Source organism: Litorilituus sediminis, from assembly GCF_004295665.1.
Classification (GTDB): domain Bacteria; phylum Pseudomonadota; class Gammaproteobacteria; order Enterobacterales; family Alteromonadaceae; genus Colwellia; species Colwellia sediminis.
The window spans coordinates 2233863-2256641 of record NZ_CP034759.1 but is presented as its reverse complement, the minus strand read 5'-3'; the positions used below and the strand labels follow the sequence as shown (position 1 = coordinate 2256641).

General features: G+C 40.1%; 22 protein-coding genes. 10 read left to right on the top strand and 12 right to left on the bottom strand.

All coding sequences use genetic code 11. The features are described from left to right. Nucleotides 1–111: 111 nt before the first annotated feature. Complete coding sequence (locus EMK97_RS10055) at nt 112–1134, top strand: GlxA family transcriptional regulator (RefSeq protein ID WP_246028755.1); 1023 nt, start codon at nt 112–114, stop codon at nt 1132–1134. A gap of 11 nt (nt 1135–1145) precedes the next feature. On the opposite strand, the gene EMK97_RS10050 is transcribed toward EMK97_RS10055, so the two are convergent. Continuing rightward, entirely contained in the window at nt 1146–1775 is a 630-nt protein-coding gene (locus EMK97_RS10050) for a hypothetical protein (protein ID WP_130601776.1), read from the bottom strand. 316 nt (nt 1776–2091) lie between these two features. Between EMK97_RS10050 and EMK97_RS10045 the strand changes: the two genes are divergently transcribed. From EMK97_RS10045 to EMK97_RS10015, 7 genes are all read left to right on the top strand, one after another. Beyond that, nucleotides 2092–2736: a dUTP diphosphatase gene (locus tag EMK97_RS10045; RefSeq protein ID WP_130601774.1), complete on the top strand. Its 645-nt coding sequence runs from the start codon at nt 2092–2094 to the stop codon at nt 2734–2736. A 98-nt stretch (nt 2737–2834) separates the two neighbouring features. After that, nucleotides 2835–3515 (top strand): DUF2726 domain-containing protein, encoded by a 681-nt coding sequence (locus EMK97_RS10040; RefSeq protein ID WP_130601772.1) that lies wholly within the window; start codon nt 2835–2837, stop codon nt 3513–3515. Nucleotides 3516–3654: 139 nt separating this feature from the next. Further along, nucleotides 3655–4173, top strand: coding sequence for a prepilin-type N-terminal cleavage/methylation domain-containing protein (locus EMK97_RS10035; protein ID WP_130601770.1), 519 nt, complete (start codon nt 3655–3657; stop codon nt 4171–4173). A gap of 74 nt (nt 4174–4247) precedes the next feature. Next, nucleotides 4248–4976 (top strand): 5'-methylthioadenosine/S-adenosylhomocysteine nucleosidase, encoded by a 729-nt coding sequence (mtnN, locus tag EMK97_RS10030; RefSeq protein ID WP_130601768.1) that lies wholly within the window; start codon nt 4248–4250, stop codon nt 4974–4976. Between the two features lie 7 nt (nt 4977–4983). Then, complete coding sequence (locus EMK97_RS10025; RefSeq protein WP_130601766.1) at nt 4984–5943, top strand: cobalamin biosynthesis protein CobD/CbiB; 960 nt, start codon at nt 4984–4986, stop codon at nt 5941–5943. A 141-nt stretch (nt 5944–6084) separates the two neighbouring features. Then, nucleotides 6085–6495, top strand: coding sequence for a rhodanese-like domain-containing protein (locus EMK97_RS10020; RefSeq protein WP_246028754.1), 411 nt, complete (start codon nt 6085–6087; stop codon nt 6493–6495). Between the two features lie 25 nt (nt 6496–6520). Next, nucleotides 6521–7150: a trimeric intracellular cation channel family protein gene (locus tag EMK97_RS10015; protein ID WP_130601762.1), complete on the top strand. Its 630-nt coding sequence runs from the start codon at nt 6521–6523 to the stop codon at nt 7148–7150. Here the strand turns inward: EMK97_RS10015 and EMK97_RS10010 are convergent. The 4 genes from EMK97_RS10010 to EMK97_RS09995 form a co-directional block, all read right to left on the bottom strand. Beyond that, nucleotides 7147–7791 (bottom strand): outer membrane beta-barrel protein, encoded by a 645-nt coding sequence (locus tag EMK97_RS10010; protein WP_130601760.1) that lies wholly within the window; start codon nt 7789–7791, stop codon nt 7147–7149. The genes EMK97_RS10015 and EMK97_RS10010 overlap by 4 nt on opposite strands. 270 nt (nt 7792–8061) lie before the next feature. Beyond that, nucleotides 8062–8724, bottom strand: a complete 663-nt coding sequence (locus tag EMK97_RS10005) for a lysophospholipid acyltransferase family protein (protein ID WP_130601758.1) — start codon at nt 8722–8724, stop codon at nt 8062–8064. Nucleotides 8725–8751: 27 nt separating this feature from the next. Then, a complete protein-coding gene (locus EMK97_RS10000) occupies nt 8752–9075 on the bottom strand; it encodes a ribonuclease E inhibitor RraB (RefSeq protein ID WP_130601756.1) in 324 nt (107 codons plus the stop codon). 80 nt (nt 9076–9155) lie between these two features. Continuing rightward, the gene (locus tag EMK97_RS09995; protein WP_281274926.1) at nt 9156–9725 is read right to left on the bottom strand and encodes a DUF4136 domain-containing protein; all 570 of its coding nucleotides are present in this window, start codon (nt 9723–9725) and stop codon (nt 9156–9158) included. Nucleotides 9726–9956: 231 nt separating this feature from the next. Between EMK97_RS09995 and EMK97_RS09990 the strand changes: the two genes are divergently transcribed. After that, on the top strand, nt 9957–10832 hold the full coding sequence (locus tag EMK97_RS09990) for a TraB/GumN family protein (protein ID WP_130601752.1): 876 nt from the start codon (nt 9957–9959) through the stop codon (nt 10830–10832). 76 nt (nt 10833–10908) lie between these two features. Here EMK97_RS09990 and EMK97_RS09985 read toward each other — a convergent pair whose 3' ends face one another. The 4 genes from EMK97_RS09985 to EMK97_RS09970 are packed head-to-tail and all read right to left on the bottom strand — an operon-like array spanning nt 10909 to nt 14506. Continuing rightward, entirely contained in the window at nt 10909–11403 is a 495-nt protein-coding gene (locus EMK97_RS09985; RefSeq protein WP_211342237.1) for a nitrous oxide reductase accessory protein NosL, read from the bottom strand. Then, nucleotides 11403–12221: an ABC transporter permease gene (locus tag EMK97_RS09980; protein WP_130601748.1), complete on the bottom strand. Its 819-nt coding sequence runs from the start codon at nt 12219–12221 to the stop codon at nt 11403–11405. The genes EMK97_RS09985 and EMK97_RS09980 overlap by 1 nt, the downstream gene beginning before the upstream one ends. Next, the gene (locus EMK97_RS09975; RefSeq protein ID WP_130601746.1) at nt 12221–13165 is read right to left on the bottom strand and encodes an ABC transporter ATP-binding protein; all 945 of its coding nucleotides are present in this window, start codon (nt 13163–13165) and stop codon (nt 12221–12223) included. Before EMK97_RS09975 ends, EMK97_RS09980 begins: the two co-directional genes overlap by 1 nt. Before the next feature lie 6 nt (nt 13166–13171). After that, nucleotides 13172–14506, bottom strand: coding sequence for a nitrous oxide reductase family maturation protein NosD (locus EMK97_RS09970; RefSeq protein WP_211342236.1), 1335 nt, complete (start codon nt 14504–14506; stop codon nt 13172–13174). A 317-nt stretch (nt 14507–14823) separates the two neighbouring features. Here EMK97_RS09970 and EMK97_RS09965 point away from each other — a divergent pair, with 317 nt between their 5' ends. Continuing rightward, nucleotides 14824–16473 (top strand): FMN-binding glutamate synthase family protein, encoded by a 1650-nt coding sequence (locus EMK97_RS09965; RefSeq protein ID WP_130601744.1) that lies wholly within the window; start codon nt 14824–14826, stop codon nt 16471–16473. A 542-nt stretch (nt 16474–17015) separates the two neighbouring features. Here the strand turns inward: EMK97_RS09965 and nosZ are convergent. From nosZ to tyrS, 3 genes are all read right to left on the bottom strand, one after another. After that, on the bottom strand, nt 17016–18914 hold the full coding sequence (gene nosZ / locus EMK97_RS09960; RefSeq protein WP_130601742.1) for a TAT-dependent nitrous-oxide reductase: 1899 nt from the start codon (nt 18912–18914) through the stop codon (nt 17016–17018). Between the two features lie 83 nt (nt 18915–18997). Beyond that, entirely contained in the window at nt 18998–21151 is a 2154-nt protein-coding gene (nosR, locus tag EMK97_RS09955) for a transcriptional regulator NosR (RefSeq protein ID WP_130601740.1), read from the bottom strand. Between the two features lie 310 nt (nt 21152–21461). Further along, a complete protein-coding gene (tyrS, locus tag EMK97_RS09950; RefSeq protein ID WP_130601738.1) occupies nt 21462–22661 on the bottom strand; it encodes a tyrosine--tRNA ligase in 1200 nt (399 codons plus the stop codon). Nucleotides 22662–22779: the final 118 nt, after the last annotated feature.

Here is a 22779-nt window from a genome sequence, read left to right as displayed (position 1 = left end):
AGTGAAGCTAAATCATATAGTGTCATTTTAAGCAGCTAGAGAAATTAAATATAAGTTAAAATGGCCTTAAATTGTGTCATAATGGCCAGAAGTGTCCTTTTGGAGTGTTTTGTGTCATATAGAATTCATAATGAAAGCCAATTGCGGGTGAGTTTAGCTATATATCAACATGTGCTCTCGACAAGCTTAACCCTCCCTGTAGAGATGTTATTGGCGGGTGAAGCCTATGCCCGGCGTTATGATAAAGCAACCAGCGGCTTAGTTACCCAGTTTGTCAGTAATGATGAAGCCATTATCAAAGCACGCTCAGGCATCAATTTACTTGCTGATGTTATCTTGTCAGATCTTAAAGAAGACTATTTCCCTGATATTATTATTGTGCCTAGCTTATGGCGTAATCCAAGACCTGTGCTACGCAAGCAGCAAGCACTTATTGCTTGGCTGAAAAGGTGTTGGCAACAAGGCTCTACCTTGATTGGCGTTGGTACTGGTGTTTGTTTTCTTGCCGAGTCGGGCTTATTAGATAATCACCCTGCGACAACTCATTGGCATTATGTTGAGCAATTTCAACGTGATTACCCGCAAGTAGAACTCAAGCCTGATTTTTTTATTACTCAGTCAGATCGCATTTACTGTGCGGCCAGCTTAAATGCGCTTGCTGATATTATTGTTCACATTATTGAGCAAACCTATGGTCGCGCTGCGGCACAAAATGTACAACGTAACTTTTCGCATGAAATTCGTAAACCTTATGAGGAGCAAAGGTACCTTGAAGGTGCTGTGGATAGGCATGCAGATGAGTTGATTTCGCAAATTCAATTTTGGTTAAGAACAAACCTAGATACCGAGCTTAGTTTGGAGCAAGTTGCTCAGCAATTTGGTTTAAGTCAGCGCTCGTTTACACGGCGTTTTAAAGCGGCAACAGGCGTTAGAGCAACTCAATATTGGCAAACATTACGTATTGATATGGCGAAAGATTTACTCGCCTCCAGTAATTTATCTATCCAAGAAATTGCCGATCAGGTTGGTTATCAAGATCAAGGGCACTTAACACGGCTATTTAAAAAGCAATTAAATTTAACGCCAAAAGCTTATCGTGCCATGGTGCGAAAAAAGCTCTTTAGTCAGGAATAGTGGCCGTGATGCTACAAGGCAATAGCGATGGAATGCACACAGTTGATATTCACTTGTTCAACGCCTTTTTTAAGATAGCTTCCTTGTAGTTGGGCATTGTACTGCGGTGTCAGTTTTATCATTTGGCGTTTTCCATCTAGGGTATCTTCAACAGAAAAAGTGCGTTTAAAGGGCAGGCTAACTCGCCAATTTTTTGAACTTAGTAACAGATTATCAAACTGATCGCTTTGCCAAGTGCCTTTAATATAGTGACTTTGGTAATCTTGCTGCTGTTCTTGCCAAATATTTACTTCAAAAACAAAATGCTTATCTTCTTTTAAATCTAAGAAACTAGCGCATTGAGCACTGCCATATTCATTGGCAAGCTGAATGGTTTGTGCTTGAACTTCTAACTTGGGCAGATCGGGTACATAGTTATCAGGTAATAAATACAAACCTATATTATTGGCAGTGAAGCTATGGTTATCAGAAGCTAATAAATTAACAGATTGAATGTCATAACCGAGACTTTTAACCTGGGCTATAAGCGCGGTAATATGGTCATTAGCTTGGTTACTTGGCGTATATACTAAGGTATTGACTTGAATTGAGTTGGGAAAATCTACCTTGCTTTCTTGCACGTTAAAATCTGCTGCTGACAAAGTCTGCGTCAGTTCTTGTTGCTTTGCTTGAGAGAGGTGTTTACTAAATACATTTACTGTTGGCTTATTAGCGCAACTACACAGAGTCAAAATAGTAATAAGTATAAAAAGATAGCGTTTCATATTTAAGATTACAGGTGTAATTTATGTGGGAACATTATGTAATCAAGTAGGTGATAATGTCAAAACCTTTATTGACACCCTAAGTCACAGTGGTTAGCTCTGTTAATGCTATTGAATTTCTACTTGTCGCCAGATGCCTGCTGCGGCAAAATAGCACTGTCTTTAACCTATTATTAAAAAGTGATTTTCCACTATGAGTGAACAACTATCTGAAGCCTTATTAATTGCTGAAAAGCAAATAATGCAAATGTTGACCCTACAAGATGCTATGAATAGTCGTGTTAGTGAAACCTGGCGTGACAATGGTTATGAGTGGTATCGTGCCATTTGGGTAGAGTGTGCTGAAATGTTAGATCATCATGGCTGGAAGTGGTGGAAACATCAAGAAATTGACGTGGCTCAGGTGCAACTAGAGTTAGTCGATATTTTTCATTTTGGCTTGAGTTTACGACTGTTGCATGATGATAGTGTTGAGCTTATTTCAGAAGAGCTGGCTAAAGAGTTACACCAAGGTACAGGCGAAAGCGACTTTAAAATTGCCTTGGAAAACTTAGCCTCTGCTGCGGTAACACATAAAGCGTTTGATGCCAAAGCCTTAGCTGATTGCATGAGCTTAATGAACATGGATTTAAATGAGCTGTTTCGTCAATATGTTGGCAAGAATACGCTGAACTTTTTCCGTCAAGATCATGGCTATAAAGACGGCAGTTACATTAAAGTATGGCACGGTGAAGAAGATAATGAAGTGCTAGCTAAAATTGTTGCTGAATTAGATGCTGGTGCAGATGACTTTCAACAACAAGTGTATCAAGCGCTAGCGGCTAAATATCCAAAATAAATTATCGATTAAAATATCTCTGGCACAAATTCTGCTTATTACTGGTGTTAGTGTGCTTTAGTAAAAAAGCGCCAAGAATTTGAATGCTGGAGATGTTTATGGAATTTATTTTATTTGCTCTAATTAGTTTGGTTGTTATTGTTGCGGTACTGGCAAGTCGTTTAAATGACAATAGTTTCCCGTTTCCTTTTGATAGCAAAGCAACCATTTTTACTCCTGCCGAAAAGAACTTTCAAAACTTGGTTGAACAGGCCATAGGTTCAAATTATCGCGTGTTAAATCGCGTAAAACTATCAGATATTGTCACTATTCGTAATGGTGTTTCTAGCCGAGCTAGCCAAAGCGCAGCAACTAATGCCGAAAACAAATATTTAGATTTTGTTATTTGTGAGCGCAGTTCAATGAAGCTTTTAGGAGCAATTGATTTGGTTGATACCCAAGGGAAAGGCTACAAGGTTAAGAAAGACTGGTTTGTTAGTGGCGCTTTAGAAGCGGCATCTATTCCACATTTACGTATTAAAGTGAAAGCAAATTACACCTTAGATGAAATTAGAGCCTGTATTAGCAGTAGATTGTTAGCTGGTCATGCTTTAAATAGAGCGCCGCAGCCTAAAGTTAAAGGCCGTGTTATTCCTGCGCCGTTAGTAAGAGCGAGAAATAAGAATACGAGCACAAACAATACCGGCACAAACGTAGGTGCTTTATCAGCAACTGCGGCAAAAGCGCAACTTGGTCATTTAGACTCAGGCCTAAGCAATCCAGCAGCCTTGCCGCACTAAACTTCCTATCTATTAAGCAGTGCATGTGATTTACATGTACTGCTTTTTTAATGTCAGCCATCAATATAAGCCTATTGTGTTTTTTCTTTAAAAACTCAGGTAGAGTAAGGCTTTAAGTTATTTATTAATTGAAATACCTATGAAAAATATGGGGTTTACCCTAATAGAGCTTATTGTTGTGGTGGTGCTTTTAGCTGTATTAGCTGTGATTGCTGCGCCTAAATTTATTAGCCTATCGAGCGAAAGTCGCGAGGCTGTATTAAGCCAGGTTCGAGGGGCATTTAAGTCTGTTACGACAATGACCAATAGCAAAGCCATTATTAATGATATTGATGATGGTAATTTAGAGATAGATGGCAATAATATTCACATTCGCGCGGGTTACCCGTCAGGACACTGGAATAATACTTGGCGTTACGCCCTTAATATAGGCAAAGAAATTAGTTTTACACGTACTAATCAAGAATGTACTCAACATGATTTATGTGGCGTTGGTAATCAACGTAATGCGCCGGGATTACCTATTGCTACCAGTAATAGAGGCTTAGTGCTGATATGGTTAAAAGGTATGCGCCTTTCTGATAGATGCTATAGCTATTACTATAATGATGAAACGGGTGCGCCACCACAAATTGGCACGGTAACAGAAGGTTGTTAATTATTTTATAGTGCTCACTTGCCTTAAATAGCGATATAATTGCACTTATTATCTAAATCAGAATGGGAAATTGAATGAAAGCAGGCATTATTGGCGCGATGGAGCCAGAAGTTGCAATTTTAAAAGCAAAACTGAGTAATGGTAAAACAACTGAGCATGCAGGTTATACCTTTTACCACGGTACTTTAGATGGCTCAGAGGTAGTGATTGTGCAATCTGGTATTGGCAAGGTTGCTGCAGCATTGGCGACTGCTTTATTAATTGATCATTTTCAGGTTGATTATGTGGTTAATACTGGCTCAGCCGGTGGTTTTGATGCTAGTTTGAAGGTAGGTGACATTGTTGTTAGCTCTGAAGTTCGTTATCACGATGTTGATGTTACGGCTTTTGGTTATGAAGTGGGTCAATTACCTGCCAACCCTGCGGCTTATATCCCACATCCGCAGTTAGTTGCAGCGGCTAACTCTGGTATTGCTAAGTTAAACCCTGAGCAGGCAATTCGTGCCATTTCAGGACAAATAACAACAGGCGATACCTTTATGACCAAAGAAGATGATATTGCCAAAGCGCGAGCTAACTTTCCACAAATGGCGGCAGTAGAAATGGAAGGTGCTGCAATTGCACAAGCTTGTCTACAATTTAAAGTACCTTTTGTGATCATTCGCTCGTTATCTGATATTGCAGGTAAAGAGTCACCGCAGAGTTTTGAAGAGTATTTAGAAACGGCTTCGGTAAATTCATCACAACTTGTACTTAATATGCTAGCTGAGCTTAAAGGCGTTCAGTTACAAGCTCAAGGCTAATTTTTTTATGGTGATGACAGAGTTAAATAGCTTTGCTGTTAGTGTCATCACGTTAGTTATCGTGGTATTGCTAAAAGCGATAATGACTCATGTGGTTGCGCATGAGCCATTACGCTTTTTTCGTTTTTATTGTCAGCTGCTAAGCAATAAAGTTAACTTAACAAAAAATAGTGATAAGCAACGTACTATTGCCGGCTTGGTTGCTGTTGTGGTCACTTTGCTGCCATTAGCTATTATATTATGGTTGTTTGAAGCCTTTGTAGAAGTAGCGGTACTATGGCAGGGGTTATTGCTTTATCTTGCCATGGCAAGTTTTGGCATTAAAGCCAGTAACAAGTCAGTGGCGCAAGCGCTCGTTGCCAAGCAAAACTACCTTGCCAAACAAAGCTTACAGCCTTGGTTGCTTCGAGAAACCGAGCAGCTTTCTAGCTTAGGCTTAAGTAAAGCCGCAATAGAAATGCAGCTGTTACGTACTTTACAGCAAGGTTATGTGGTTGCTTTTATTTTCTTATTTGTGGGCCCGCTTTCCGCGTTGATATATCGCTTATTACTGGAAATGCACTACTGTTGGAATAGTAAAGTTGAACGATACCGCTACTTTGGCTTATATGCTGGTAATTTAGCTGCTTTGTGTCAATGGTTGCCGGTACGTTTATTTAGTTTAACTTTATTGATTGCCAATATTGGCCGAAATTTTCTACTGTTTTGGCGTTTATCACGCGGAAAATTCTTCCAGTTAAACAATGATATAGCAATAATGTTATTGGCATTATCACTTGAAGTTAGACTAGGTGGTGTAGCCATGTATGATAAGCAAAAGCTGCGTAAAGTAAGCTTTAATGACTTGGCTAAACAACCAGAGCCAAAAGATATTATTCACGCTGATACTGCAATTAAGCGCATTATTGCTGTTAGTTTCTTGCTAGTCATTACTGCTGCCGTGACATCAGTAGTTATCGGGCAATAGCAAAAAGTTATTGTTCGCATTTCTAGGTAAATATTTATAAAATATACCTATCTAATGCATCATGTTTTGATGCTATTTATTAATTTGCTATTCGTTGAGTTAATTGGTTGGTTCAACGGGTATTACTATTAGGACATTATTATGAAAATGATTAGGTCATTTGTTCGTTATATTGGCGTTTGCCTTGCTATGGTTTTGGCTATCAATGTCTATGCTGAGCAAGCAACAGAGCAAATTTCACAGCAAGATTATTTACAAGCGGCAAAGTCGGCCTCAAGCGAGATGGTTTTACTTGATGTTCGCTCAGCACAAGAGTACGCCCAAGGTCATATTGCCGGCGCAATTAATATTAGCCATAACGAGATTGAAGCTAAGCTTAATGAGTTAGCGCCGTTTAAGGATAAAACCATTGTTGTTTATTGTCGCTCAGGCAGAAGGGCTGCATTTGCAGAAGCTATTCTAGCTAAAAATGGTTTTAATAAACTTCGTCACTTAACCGGTGATATGAATGGCTGGCTAGCTGCGGACTTGCCAGTTAATACAGTTAAGTAATGCCAAGACGAGTTAATAATAGTCAATGAGCGAACTGCTTTTTTATTTAGATATTTTTGGCACTATAGTTTTTGCCTTATCAGGGGCGCTAATGGCAGGGCGTTATAAGCTCGATCCTTTTGGTGTGGTCGTGTTGGCTTCTGTGACGGCTGTTGGTGGCGGTACAATTAGAGATCTTATTCTGCAAACTCCGGTGTTCTGGGTAGAAAAGCCATATTACCTCTATGTTATTTTAATTACCTCGCTGTTAACCATTATCTTTGTGCGTCAGCCAAAGCGTATTCCTAAACGCTTTTTACTGATAGCGGATGCCTTAGGGTTAGCATTATTTGCGGTAGTTGGTGCGCAAAAGTCACTAGCCTTAGGAGCGCCAATGCCAGTTGCTATTGTGCTAGGTACGGTTACTGGTGTTGCTGGCGGTATGATCCGCGATGTTTTGTGTAATGTAATTCCTATGATTTTAAGGCAGGAAATTTACGCACTCGCGGCAATGATAGGCGGAGGCTTATTTGCTGTATTGAGCTATTTTGGCTGGTCAGAAAATAACGCAATAATAGTATCTGTGACTGCAGCACTATTATTGCGTTTGGCGGCTATCTATTGGCGAGTATCGCTACCGGCTTTCCAGATAGTGGAAAAAGAGAATAACCCCTAGAATGCGTAACTAATACCAACATTGGGCGATGTAAAAGTTAAGTCGCCCATATCTTGATAACGTAAACCTACGTTCATGCCAATGCCGCAATTCCAGCGGTATTGCCAACCTGCTTCTAAGAATAAGCCGGTACCAGAATCACCTTTTGGCGCAGCTATAATGTTATTGTCGTCATAACCAAAATCGTAATCATAATATTGGGCACCAACTTTGGCGTATAAACTATTGCGCTGTGAAATAGGTAAGTGACCTTTTACTGCAAAAACAAAACCATCCATTTCAAGTTCATTTGCAGGTAAGTTAAAAAGAGGATCTGAGTCGTCTTCATAGGTACAGACCCACTTTTCGTCATCTTCAACTTCATCACAATCCCAGTCCCAGTCGTCAATTTCTTTGGCTCTAGTATAAGCAAGCTCAATAGAGAAGTTATTGAAAAGTTGGTAGTTATAGAAAAGGTATGCTTGCGCAAAACCATCGCCATCACTGCGAGAGTTTTTATATTCACCACTGGCAACACCCGTAACTAGACCAAAACTGTGTTTGCGATCGTCTATTTGTAGCGGTTCATTGGCGAGTGAAGTTTGGCTAAACATAGCTAAGCTAAGCACAGAAAGTGCAGTAATCGATTTTAATTGCATCATGTTAGTCCTTTATTTGGTATTAATTGCTACTGCGATAGAGCAGATATTATTAAAAATTAGGTATAGGAAAATTATCAGTGAATCATCCTAGATTAACTGTTGAGCATTTGTGGTAAGAGTGTAAGTTTGTGTAAGTTGAACTGCAAGTGATAGCAGGAACTGGTAAGTTTTGTATATGGCGCATTTTGTATATGGCGTAATATTGAAGAGAGTTCGCCATATACAAGTAAGGTAAGTGCCTGATAAGGTGTTATCAGCAAAGCAGGTGTTTTAATTGTTTTTATTAAAGATGTCACTCATATCCTGATGAGCTTTTTCATACCAACCTTCTTCAATAGTGACAGGCGGTAAGGCTTCAATTTCAATAACTCCTGTACGTGCAGTTTTAGCTGACTCATTGTAAACAGATAAAATATTTTTTATTACAACGGGTTGTGCCTTAAGGCCAAGCTTTTCCACTAGCACTTTAGTGCCAGCTTCAAAAGCTTCAATTTTGCCAGTTTGTGAGCGAGTGCCCTCTGGAAAAATGATGACTTTTTTACCTTTACAGGCTTTTACGTCTTTTAAAAGCTTTATGATGGCACGGCGATCTTTTTGATCTACGGTAATGTGTCCGACCTTATCAACAATTTTTGATACCGGCCACTTATCCATAATGCCAGTGCGGCCAATAAAACGTACGTCATTGCCTATGACTTCTTCTAGAGCAAAGATGTCTGCCATAGATTGGTGGTTAGCAATGAGAATATCTGTGTCGTGTTCAATTTGCCCAGCAAGGTTGACTGTTGCTCCTACGCTGCGAACAATACGGATACTGAAAAATAATCTAAAGCGGTTAAACCACTTGCCGTGTTGTGGCACTAATGCCAAAGCAACAGACTCAGCAAAAATAGTTAAGTAAGTAGTATATTTTTTGATGTAAAAAGATAGCATGTGTTGTTATTTTTAAAAAAGCTAAGATTAGGCTTCTATGCCCCAACCATCATTGTAACCTGAAAATTTTGCAGCAATTTGTTCAAATTCGGCTTCTTTATCAATAATAGCTTGATAGGTTGGCATCATATTTACCGTGCAATCTAAATCCCAAACATTCGGTGTTTCGTCAGGGTGAACGGTTAAGGCTACATTGGGCATAATTTGCTTTAAATGCTCTGCCATGGCATGAGCTTGTGATTCTTGCTCGAACAGATGAAAAAAGACAACGTCATGCGACTTGCTTAAATCAATACCTGCTTGGTGCATCTCAGCAAGTACTTGGCCGGTTTCATCGTTGGGAAAGTCCATAAAGCTTCATCTAGTTATACAAGTAAAGTGCGCTATTATAAAACGCGAATACTTACTTGAGAAGTGTTTTACTGCAATAGTTATTGCTTAGTACTTGTTAAGTTCGTTTTCGGGTATTGCGACAGCATAATTTCTACAGCCTGTTGAATCTTTTGGTTCACTTCTCGGCTGTTATCCTTGTCTTTAATGCTTAATGGCTGAGCGCTGCGCCATACTGAGCGATTTTTTTTAGGATCGATTAAATCAAGTATAAGCGAGCCTTTACTGAGCTTGATTGAGCTATCTGATTGATGCCAAGTATTGGCTTTAAGGCAGTGTTGGCAAAAAAGTACGGCTTTATTGTAACGAGAGTAATCTTTAGACTTTCCTGTTAGTAGATGATAGGTCACGACTATGTCAGCAGCATCTAGCTTCGCATAAGAAAACGCTTGTTTGTCCATCGCTTTTTCAATAGCGATTTCAATGCTATTACGTAAGCTATAGCTAAGACTTTGTACTTCGGTAAAATCTGAACCGAGCGGGTAGAAACCATAGGTTTTCACCTGAGAAAAATCAAATTGATTATGATAAATGACGCCATTGCTTTTCGTGCTTGTACAGGAAATTAAGCTAAACGCTAATAATATAAGAAAGAATATTCTGAGCAGCACAAGGATAGTAAGGTGATTAATGAATAATCGTTAGGTTATCAAGCAAGCCCTTCTTTGAACAGCAAAAATTATACTTGCTATTTGCTAGGTATGCTAAGCCACAAAATAACAAGAAAAGTAGCTCGAGCTCAAGAGAAAGCTATGGTACAAATAACAGAGCAAGAAGCTTTAATGCACATTATCACCGAAAACCTTGCTGATAATAATACTTCGTAACACTAAGGATAGAAGATGAAAGCCCACTTTTTAAAAACAATAGCCCTAACTACCACACTATTAGCCAGTGCCATAAGCGCTGTGGCTTTCGCCGAAAGCTCTGTATGGAAAGTGAGTAAAGGCAGTGACCATATTTATATTGGCGGCACAGTACACATTTTACCTGTATCAGAATTTCCGTTGCCGACAGAATTTACTGACGCTTATGAAGCAAGTGATGCCATCGTACTGGAAGCTAAATTACCCGAGCCAACAGATATTACTTTTCAAACCAAAATGATGCAAAAGATGTCATACACTAATGGGCAAACCTTAGCGACAGTATTGTCTAAGTCGACTTATAAGCAGTTGTCTGACTATATTGCGACTTTTGGTGCTGACATCAATACGCTCAATGGTTTTAAGCCAGGTTTTATCGTGACTATGATGGCCATGATGGAAGCGCAAAGAGCGCAAATTGCCGGTGATGGTGTTGATGCCTATTTTAACCAATTAGCAGTAAAGCAAGGTAAAGACATTGCTTACCTTGAAAGTGCCGATTTTCAGCTAGATATGTTAGCTAGCATGGGGCAAGGGGATGAAGACTCTTTTGTGAAAATGAACTTGGCACAAATGAAAGACTTTAAAACTATGTTTGACGACATGCTGGCTGCTTGGCGAAAAGGCGATACGGCAAAGCTGGAAGAAGTGGTGATTAAACCAATGCAGGAAGATCCTAAGACTTTTAAAACTATGATTGTCGATCGTAATAAGAATTGGATCCCTTTAATTGAAGCTATGTTCTCAGATAACGACAGAGAGTTTGTGCTCGTTGGTGTTGGTCATTTAATTGGTGAGGACAATGTAATTTCACTACTTAAAAAGCAAGGTTACTCAGTAAGCAAGCTTTAATGCGATAATTATTCAATGAAGAAAGAGTACCCTGTAATAATATGCGTTGGCTACAGGGTACAACTAAAGGAAGAGCCTAAAGCAATGTTTCTATGGTGATTTCTTTAAAGCTTAATACGGTACCGCCAAATTCTTCGGCAAATGCTTTTGCATCTTTTTCTTTACTAAAACTTGCTAATGTTGAGCCCATAGCGCCAGTTTGTGAAGAGCCAGCAACATACCAAGCGGTTTTGCCATCAATAAAGTGCTCATCATTGATATTGCCCCACGGCATTTTACTCATATCATGAACAAGTAATTGCGAGACGTTACGCTTGTTTTCAGGATCAAGATAGTAACTAAACATATCGCGCGTAGAGCAGAATTTGAACACCTTACTGCCTTGCTCTTTTCTGAAGGCTTCGCCTTTAGGGCCATCAAAATGTTTAATGAGCATGCCACATAAATGACATTCATCGCCTGATTCAATGGCGACTGCTTGATGAATAATGGCTTGTTCGCTGTTATCTGAACAGCCTGCAAGGCCGACTAATGCTAAGGTAAGCGCAATTGCTTTTATAAATTTGTGCATTATAGTTTTTTCCTTCTAAAAATAATAATGGCAAACACAAGTGGTAGTGCCACCCATGCTGATAAGGCAACAAGTAGTTGTCCTTGAGATAAGCTGGCATTGATTGCTACTGCTAATGCGCCGTTAACATCGCTACTGTCTAACCCCGCCAGGTTAACTAATCGGAAGATATCAGCAGGGTTTAACATCATTAACTGCGTTAAACCGCTTTGGCTTATGCCATCTTCAACGCCAACAAGTAATGCCAGTAAGGCAAGATCAAAGGCTAAAGCAAATAAGAACCAAGTGATTAAGGCAAAACCAGCGGCTTTTGACTTCTCTGATACCGATAAGCTAATTAAATAGGAAATGGCAGTAAAACTTAAACCTAACAATATAGCGCTAACAATAAAGAGGGAAAAGGCACTCAGAATAGCGCTATCTTCTAGTTGAAAGTATAACAACACCGCAGATGCACCAAAGCCTAGTAAGGTAGCAAGCGCAATAATACTGCCTTGACCTAAGAACTTGCCAAGTAACAGCTGACTCTTACTTAACGGATAAGTCAATAATAGCAATAAGGTACCGCTTTCTTGCTCGCCAACAAAGCTGTCATAGCTAAGTAGCAAGGCAATGAGCGGGATTAAAAATACCGCTAAGCTAGCTAAACTCGCCACTGTGGTTGAAAGTGAAGCAATACCCACTTCACCTGATGCCGCAGCACCAAAATAAGTTAAGCCAACCGAGAGTAAGGCAAAAATCAGGGTGATTGATACTAACCAGCGATTTCTAAGGCCATCGTGGAATTCTTTATTGGCGACGGTAAATATCTGTTTCATTAACTTTGCCCTTGTGCTGGAGAGGTTTGTTGCGCTCTTATATTGGTTTCATGCTTACTTAGGAAGTGCTGATAAACTTGCTCTAAGTTGGCTGATTCAACATGAATATCATCAATGCCTTCTAAGCTCAGTAGTTCTCGTAATACCGCTAATTTTTCTTGCTCAGGAACCATTAGCGTATTGTCGCAATCGCTTGAGATAAAGCTATTTAACATCTGATGTTGAGCGACACTGCCATTCAAGCCACTTGGTTTAATGGCTACCGGCAGGGCAGCTTGCTGGCGAAGTTCAGCCAGTGTGCCCATAGCTAATAGTTGCCCTGTAGATAAGATCATGGCTCTGTCTATATGCTGCTCAACACCTGGCAGTACGTGTGAGCATAAAATAACGCTAGAGCCTTTTGATTTCAGCTGATCTACGGTTTGGTAGAAATCATGGGTGGCGATAGGATCTAAACCAACCGTTGGCTCATCAAGCAATAATAATTTAGGCTCACCAATAAAAGCTTGCGCTAAACCTAGGCGTTGGCGCATACCTTTTGAATAGGTTTTTACCTGCCTTTTCATAGCGTGGGTAATGCCCACTTGCTCAAGTAAGTCAATGGCGTGTTTTTTATCAAAACCTTTTAATTTGGCAAAATAAGTTAATACTTCAAGGCCAGTAAGCTGTTCATAAAAGCTCACATTTTCAGGCAAGTAACCTACTTTTGAACGGCAATGCCATGCTTCTTTTGAATCAGGTGCCATGCCCATTACTTGTACTTGACCACGACTCGGTGAAATAACGCCAAGTATTAATTTCATCATAGTGGTTTTACCGGCACCATTATGGCCGAATAAACCTAATACTTCGCCTTCATTTAACGTTAATGAAACAGATTGCAGAGCATCAAGCGCTTTATAGCTTTTTCCTGCATTGGTGAGTGAAACTAAAGGGCTATTCATAACAAATTATTCCTTGGTAGCAGCTTGGCTGCTGGCCAGCAACTCTGTGGTTAGTTGTTCATGTGGTGATGTCATTAAGGGGAAACTATCTTTCACACCGGGTGGTTTTAATACCGGAAATTGTCTTTGTACCCAACGTAAAATTAAAATAGCAGGACTGTCCATTATCATTTTCATTTCAGGGTACTGCCAGATGAGCTTGTCTATGCCATCATTTGGTTCAAAAACCGTATCACCTATATTGTCGTTGTTCATATCCCAACCAAGGTAATTACTCCAGTAGTTACCACGGCCTTCTTGACTCCATTCTTGTTTCTTTGAAGAGACATACTTCACTTGTGTTGGGTTATTAATAAAACTATTACCGAATATTTTTACGCCATCAGAGCCAGCGGTTAAATGGATTCCAATTTCAGCGGTATCAATAATATTATCGGTAAAGGTATTAAAACCTGAGTTATAAACAAATAAGCCCTTGCCATCACGCCCTAAGACTTTATTTTCTGGCTTAGTCCAAACATTTTTAATATGGTTTTTTTGTATGGTGGAGTAGGTGATGTAGTTAAATAAAAAGCCGTAATCTTCACTATCGCGGGTTTTGTTGCCCTCAATAAGTAAGCGCCGTGAACTCATCATGGCATAGCCAGCACGGGTATTGTAGGCAGAATTATTAAGTACATTGTTATCGTAAGAGTACATGTAGTGAATACCATAGCGTAAATCATGCATGGTATTATTTTCTATGGTGTTATTTTTACTGGCGATAACATAGATACCATCGCGTACATGGAAGGTCTCATTGTCATAAACACGGCTCTTAGAAACATTGGCGACTTGAATGCCATTGCCTCGGTCAGCTGAGCGCAGTGCTAGGTTGCCCTCAACTGTGTTGGCATAAATTTGCGCATTATCAATCTTGTTAAACCAAATACCAAAACCATCACCTTTGAGGGTGTTGTTATGAACATTTAAGTTAGACGCTTTTTCATTGGCATAAATTCCCGAGTTTTCCTCGGTTAAATCATCGCCCCAATTGCTAATAGCAAGGTGGCTTATGGTGATGTTGGAGTTCTTTACGATAATGGCATGCCCCTTACCATGGGCATTAATTATCGCGGGGTTACTGGTATCGCTACTGGTTAAGGTAACTTGCTTATGTATTACAAAGTTACCAAAATAGCTGCCAGGTGCCAGTAATATTACATCGCCGTCTTGGCTGTTATCTAAGGTAAGCTGTAGGTTATCGTTAGGCGTAATTCGATATTCTTGCGCAACCAGTTGCGGCCCGTAAAAAGTGATGGCTGTAAGTATAATGATAAAGAGTTTGGTAACTAAATTCACAGCAATGCTTCTTAAAAATGGTTTCTAAATGCAGGATAGCATTATTAGGGAAATAGCAATTGATCTCAATTAAATTACTATCAGTTAATGAGAATAAATAGCAAAAAAGCTGAATTGTCCCTTGCAATATCGTGCCTTGAGGTGTTTGTTATATTTTAAACGCGACATATCGTGCTTTTTGCTTGTTTATTTGTCATAACTGCTGCTTGCATGGTGAGTGTTAGGCTGAGGGCGCTTAGAAAATATGCGGTAAAGTAATAGACAAAAGCGTTTAATCACAGTAGCTTGAGCATGTGCTTAGATAACAAGGAATGGCAATGACGATAATGCAGCAGGTCTATTGGTTTATTACCACATTGGGTAATATTTTCGCTTTTTATTGTGTGGCTCAAGGTGGTGGTATGCTTGCTTATGCGCTACTTTGCTTCACACTAGTCTACAGCGCGGTTGGCTTTTATGACTTGCATTATAGTCGTCACAATTTAAATCGCTTATATCCCGTAGTGGCCTATCTGCGTTATTTTCTCGAGTCTTATCGTGTCGAAATTCAGCAATACTTTATTGCGAATGATACCGAAGAGAAGCCTTTTAATCGTGAGCAACGCAGCTTAGTTTACCAAAGAGCAAAAAATGTCCGTGATACTATCGCCTTTGGTACTCAGCGCGATTTGTTTGAAGATAATTATTTAAGCCTTTGGCATTCGCTGGCGCCTAGTCATATAAAAGATTCTGCGAAACTTGTCCGCATAGGTGGTAAAGATTGCTTGCAGCCTTATCAAGCACCTTATTTGAATATTTCAGCGATGAGTTTTGGCGCGCTCAGTTGGTCAGCTATTGAAGCATTGAATTTAGGCGCGAAAAAAGCAGGATGTTTACATAATACCGGCGAGGGTGGTGTTAGCCCTTACCATATAAAACATGGTGGCGATCTGGTTTGGCAGATAGGCACAGGTCTTTTTGGTTGCCGTGATGAACATGGCCGTTTTAGTGAGCAAGGTTTTAAAGAGACGGCACAATCAGCACAAATAAAAATGATTGAGGTAAAGTTAAGCCAAGGAGCTAAACCAGGTCATGGCGGCGTGCTGCCTAAAGCGAAAATTACTGATGAAATTGCTGCTATTCGCCATATTTCTCAGGATAAAGACTGTATCTCGCCAGCTGTAAATCCAGAATGCACCACGCCAAAGGAGCTACTTAGTTTTATCGAAAAATTACGAGGTTTAAGTGGCGGCAAGCCAGTTGGCTTTAAGTTATGTATTGGTAATCCCGCAGAGTTTTTGGGCTTGTGTAAGGCGATGCTGGCAACAAATATTACCCCGGATTTTATTACTGTAGATGGCGCGGAAGGCGGTACGGGGGCAGCACCTGTCGAGTTTAGTAATCGTTTAGGGATGACTTGTTTAGAGGGCGTTTATTTTGTTGATAATGCCTTAAAAGGCGTTGGACTTCGCAAAGACATTAAAATTATCGCCTCAGGTAAAACCGCTTCTAGCTTTGATTTGTTATCAAAAATAGCCGTTGGCGCTGATACTGTGAATGCGGCACGTACTATGATGATGGCGATTGGCTGTATTCAATCAAGGCATTGTAATACAAATAATTGTCCTACCGGCATTGCCACGCAAGATCCTGCCCGCGCTCAAGCAATTAATATTGAAGCAAAAAGCGAACGTGTTAAGAATTTTCATCATAATACCCTCAAGAGCTTTTTCGAATTAGTGGCAAGTATGGGTTTAGATGAGCCTAAAAAGCTGACTGCGAATATGATCAAACGTCGCTCGCCTTATGGTATGCAAATGTCGATTGGTAGTTTGATCGAACCGCTGAGTGAAAACGCTTTAATTGATGGCTCAGTTGAAGAAGAAATGTGGCAGCATTGGTGGCAGCACGGCAGTGCAGAATCTTTCTACGCAGCAGATACAGATATTTTGTATGCTGCGGAGTTAAGAAACAATAAAGCCTGCTAATTAAGCTTCACTTTCCTAATATAAGCATACGCCCACGCATCGCCATGCTTGATTGGCTTGGCTAGTACCGCTACGTGACAGAACTGGTTCAGTCGTTTTTTTTAGGAAATAAAAAACCTGATACCAGAGGCATCAGGTTTTTATGTTTTCATCTGCTGTTAAATTAAAGCATATTATTAAGCTTCACTTTCCTAACATAAGCATACGACCACGCATTGCCTGCTTGATTGGCTTTGATTAGTACAGCTGCGTGACAGAACTGGTTCAGTCGTTTTCTTTTAAGAAATAAAAAACCTGATACCAAAGGCATCAGGTTTTAATTAACTAACTGTCGTTAATATAAAGCTATTAATTAAGCTTCACTTTCCTAACATAAGCATACGACCACGCATTTCCATGCTTAGGTCATGATTAGTTTGCTTTGATTAGTACAGCTGCGTGACAGAACTGGTTCAGTCGTTTTCTTTTAAGAAATAAAAAACCTGATACCAAAGGCATCAGGTTTTTAATTGGTTAACTGTCTGTTGTAGTTAAATTAAAGCTTAAGCTTCAACTAACATACGACCACGCATTTCCATATGTAGTGCGTGACAGAACCAGTTACAGTAATACCACTGAACACCCGGCTTGTCAGCCGTAAAGGTAATAGATGAGGTTTGCTGTGGACTGATTTCCATTTGTACGCCGTGGTTGGTCATACAGAAACCGTGAGCCACATCTTCTACCATATCTAGGTTAGTTATGATAACCGTTACTTCATCACCTAATTTAACTTTAAACTCAGTCATGCCGTAGTTTGGTGCAACAGATGTCATGTAAACACGTACTTTCTTCGGATCGTTCTTATCGCGGATAACCTTGTTATCAGTCATAGTATTCACGCCATCTTTCTTCGCTTGCTCTAAGGTAGGAGCGAAGATTGGATCGTCACGAGTCCATACTTTCTTTGGCTTAACTTTAGAGCGGTGAATAATAGTACCGTCATGTGGTTCAGCAAAAGTTGGTCCGTCATGAACAAGTTTCATTTCGTCGCCAGAAATATCAATTAACTGATCATTTTCTGCTTTTAATGGACCAACAGGTAAGAATCTATCTTTAGAAAACTTACATAAACAAACTAACCACTTGCCATCTGCGTCACGAGTTTCACCTGAAGAGGTAGAGTTGTGGCCTGGTTGATAGTGAACGTCTAGTTTTTGGCGAATGTAGTTAACTTTCTTACCATTGTACGCTTGAATCGCTTCTTCAATATTCCACTTAGCTACTTGGCTATCTAGGAATAAGGTTGTGAAAGCATGACCTTTGTTATCGAAAGCAGTGTGAAGTGGACCTAAGCCTAATTCTGGCTCACCAACGATAGTGTCACGTGGCTTAATCTTGTTAGCAAATAATGCATCTAATTTCTTAATAGAAATAATTGATACAGTAGGAGATAACTTACCGTTAGCCATGAAGTACTTACCATCAGGTGAAGTATTGATACCATGAGGTGATTTAGGTACTGGGATATAGCGAGTTAATTCAGAGCCTTTACGACCGTCTAATACTGGTACATTGTTACCATTGTAAGTTTTGAACTTACCCGCTTTTAATGCTGCTTCACAACGTGCTAGGTTAAATACTACAACGTGATCACGTTCTGCTGCGATCATTTCACCTAAGTTCATACCCATTTCTGAGTTGTATGAAGTTGAAGCGAAGTATTTACCATCGTAGTCAGCATCAGTGTTATCTAAGTTACCATCAACCATGACTTGGAAGGCTACTTCCATTTTCTCAGCGTCGATAACGTTGAATAATGAACGGTACGTGCTGACATCTTCTAAAGATGCTTTGCCGTCATTGTTCATTGGGATTTCAAATTCACCGTTACAGATAACGTATTTTGTGTGAGGTACTTTTTGTACACGTAAACCGTGAACGGCTTGCACGTTAGGGATAGTGATCATCTTGTCACACTTCATCACATCACAGCGAATACGAGCAACGCGAGAGTTTGCTTTATCGTTAATGAAAACGTATTTACCATTGTAACGACCGTCAGTCATAGACATATGCGGGTGATGCGAGTCACCAGCCATAATATGTGCGCTGTCGCCTTTAATACGCTTAGATTCGTCAGTTAAACCCCAACCTGTAGCTGAGTCAGTGTTGAATACTGGAATACGCATTAGTTCACGCATTGAAGGAATACCTAAAATACGTACTTCACCTGAGTGACCGCCTGACCAGAAACCGTAGTACTCATCTAACTCACCTGGATGAACAAATGGACTATTACCAGATTCAGCAGCTTTTGCTTTGGCAGTTGATGCGAACATAGCTGCTGTCATAGGGGCAGCTACGGCACCAGCACCAAGTAATGCTGTTTTACCGAAAAATTTACGGCGTCCTTCATTTTCCAATGCTACCTCATTGGTAGTATTTTCTTCTTTACTCATTACCTTTCTCCACTTTTAATAAACTTGTCATAGTTTTATCAATGTTGTTATTCGTTAAATTTCATTGTGTGCAGCGTTATTGTCTAGGCAACATTGACTGCATCAATTTCTGTTTCTTTATACTTTGCTTTCTTACGGGCTAATTTTTTCAATGGTGGACATTTTTCCTCATTGAAATAAGTCACCTGACAATCCAGACAGTAGTGACATTCACGCATGTTAATTTCACCGTCTGGATTAATAGCTTGAATTTCACATTCTTTCGCACAGGTTTTACATGGTTGACCACACTCAGGGCGACGACGTAACCAGCTAAATAAGCGCACGCTATTACTGGTTGAAAGGGCGGCTCCTAATGGACATAAATAGCGGCAGAAGAATTTGCGATTGAAAACGTTAATTAACAATAAGGCACTGGCATACAGTACAAACGGCCACTCGCGATCAAACTTTAATAAGAAGGTGGTCTTAAATGGCTCTACTTCGGCAAACTGTTCAGCCGTTGCTAATGACTCCATAGATAAGCCGAACAAACCAAGAAGGATGAGATATTTCACCGCCCAAAGACGCTCATGTACTGCCCAAGGAAGCTCAAATTGTGGAATTTTTATGTAGCGAGCAAAAACATTGATTAACTCTTGCAAAGCACCAAATGGGCAGAGCCAGCCGCAATATACCGCTCGCCCCCACAGCAACATGGTAACTGCGGCTGCGCCCCAAAGAATGAAAATTACAGGATCAAGCAAGAATAAATCCCAAGAGAAATCAGACATAAAGGCTTGTAAGAAGGTAAAGACATTTACTACCGATAACTGTCCGCCCCATGACCAACCAATAAAAACTACAGTAATAATTAAGAACAGATGGCGGAAGTTGTGCATAAAGGTTGGGTGGCGCACTAAAATATCTTGTAAGAACAGTACCGCCAGTAATATTGCTAATAACACAAAGAGGACAATTACTTCGGCATCTTTTTCTTTCCATACTTGCTGAGCCAGCGTCAATTCAGGCTCTGGCATGATGACTGGTGGGCGATCGACGTATTTATCTAACGTGTGATAGTCAGCCTTAAAGCTAGTAAAGATACTGTCTAAAGGCCCTGTTTGACGGCGAACTAATAATTCTAACTGCCAATCTGATGCTGGATTAAATTCGTGATGGTCACGAATAATAAAGATTGAGCGTTCATTAAAGTTAGGCGCACCATCAATATAAATGTCGGGTACGCGGGCGTGATCTAAATCTCTAAAGGCAATGGCTTCACCATTTTGTAGCACTTGAATACGGTCAAATATTGCCCCGCGCACATAACCTGAGCCTTTAAATGAGTAGCCTGTACCCATTAAAATTACCGCATGCTCGCCCGGCTTTAACGTTGACATCAGGTATTCGTATTCACTATCACCAAGTAAATTACGGCCAACGGTTGGGATATTTAATTGCGCAAAGTAGATTTCAGCAAACATATCTTGCTTTTGCTCGGCGCTAGCTTCATCAACGTGTTCAGCTTCTGTGCCAACAAAGGCTTCATCTACCGTTTTACGGTTTAAGTAAAGTTTACGAATTGAACCATCACCTGTTAAGGTAAGCCAATCGGACTTTTCAAATAGGTCAGGGTAAATGGTGCCCATAGGTTGAATAATTTCTTGGCTTTTACTGATGATGCCAAGTGAGCGGGCAACTTGAGTGGCTGATTTTACAATGGCCACATTCATCACCATAACCGTTACTGTAGCACCTGAAAGACCATCGATATGAACGATACCTTCAGTTTGATTACCACCCACTTTTAATCTGTCTTTCACACTTAGGCCGTCATATTGATCGGCAAACTCGTGTAATTTTGTTTCTGGAATACCGGCTAAAATAATCGGCTCATGATGCTCTAGTACTTTAGCGCCAAGGTAAACCCCTTGAGGATCCATGGCCACTAGCATGTTTACTGGTTCACCAGAATAGGCGGGAATTTTAGCTAAGTCGTTAGTTTCAAAGGCGTAGCCTAGGACTTCTTCTCCTTTGTAAATCGTCCAAACTAATGGAGCACCTTCCTTGGCTGAAACTTTATCACTAATTTTGCTGTGCTCAGGGAAAATCTCTTTGATTAGCGGCATGGGATCTTTAGGCGGGCTAACAAAAAGGGCATGAGCAGGTAACACAAATGCAAAGGCTAATAGCAATATTTGTATTAGCTTTACTAGGGTTTTCTTAGAAAAATACTGTAAAAAACTATGTAACATAAAGCGACCTTCACTTTATTTATTTGAAAAACGCACGGCAAAAAAGGACGGAGTGCGACAATATGTCACAGTGTAACGATCTTGTATGGATTCGTTATGATTTAGATCAATAAAAACTATGCTTTGAAAGAGAGAAGAAAACTTCTATAAAAACAATAACCTTTAACCATGTGCTCTATAAGGTTATTCGGCTAAATAGGCTGTGGGTGACTAGATGTATGGGGCTTTTGTGTATAAAAAAGCGACAAAACCTGCTGGTTTTATCGCTACTTTTATCGCTTATTTTTTGTTTTATAGCTAAAACTAGGGGCTATTTGATTGTTACACGAGCAAATTTGCGTTTACCTACTTGGTAAACAGCCGTAGTGCCAGATGATATTGTTAAGCTTTTATCTGCAACTTTTTCGCCATCAATCTTAGCTGCACCTTGTTTTATCATACGCATAGCATCTGACGTGCTGCTTACTAAGCCCGCTTCTTTAAGTAGGTTGGCAATGGCAATTTCGCCGCCTTCTGGAGCCAACTCTAATTCTGGCATATCTTCTGGCATCGCACCTTTTTGGAAACGGTTAATAAACTCGTTATGAGCAGCTTGTGCGGCTTCTTCATCATGAAAACGCGCAATTAACTCTTTTGCTAAATCAATCTTCACATCGCGTGGGTTCGCGCCATCGGCTACTTTGGCTTTGTAACCTTCAATAACAGTCAATTCTTTAAAGCTTAGTAACTCATAGTAGCGCCACATTAGCTCATCTGAAATAGACATAATTTTACCAAACATGTCGCTTGGGCTGTCAGTAATACCTATGTAGTTACCTAATGATTTAGACATTTTCTGTACGCCATCTAAACCTTCAAGTAATGGCATCATCAATACGGTTTGTGGACGTTGACCTTCAGACTTTTGTAACTCTCGACCCATAAGTAAGTTGAATTTTTGATCTGTACCGCCTAATTCAACATCAGACTCTAGGGCGACTGAATCCCAACCTTGTACTAGTGGGTACATAAACTCGTGGATAGCAATAGGTTGACCACCAGCGTAGCGCTTTTTAAAGTCATCACGCTCTAACATGCGGGCAACTGTTTGACGTGATGCTAATTTTAACATGCCAGCTGCGCCTAGCTCATCCATCCAAGTCGAGTTAAAAGCCACTGTGGTTTTGGCAGGATCTAATATTTTAAAAACTTGCTCTTTATAAGTTTCCGCATTAGCAAGCACATCTTCTTTGGTTAATGGCTTACGGGTAACGTTTTTACCTGTTGGATCGCCAATCATGCCGGTAAAGTCACCAATTAAAAAGATAACTTCATGGCCCAATTGCTGGAATTGGCGTAGTTTATTGATAAGTACTGTATGGCCTAAATGCAAATCAGGTGCAGTTGGATCAAAACCAGCCTTGATTTTTAATGGCTTGCCGGTTTTTAATTTTTCTAATAATTCTTCTTCAAGCAGTATTTCTTCGCTGCCACGTTTAAGTTCGGCAAATGCTTGATTGACATCTGTCATTGCTAGGCTCCACAGGTAAAAAGATTGGGTTAATTTGCCACGTTTACATTGACTGATTGTCGCTTATGGTTAAGCGATTTTGGCTGCAGTTGCTAAAAGGTAGACAAATTAAGGTCAT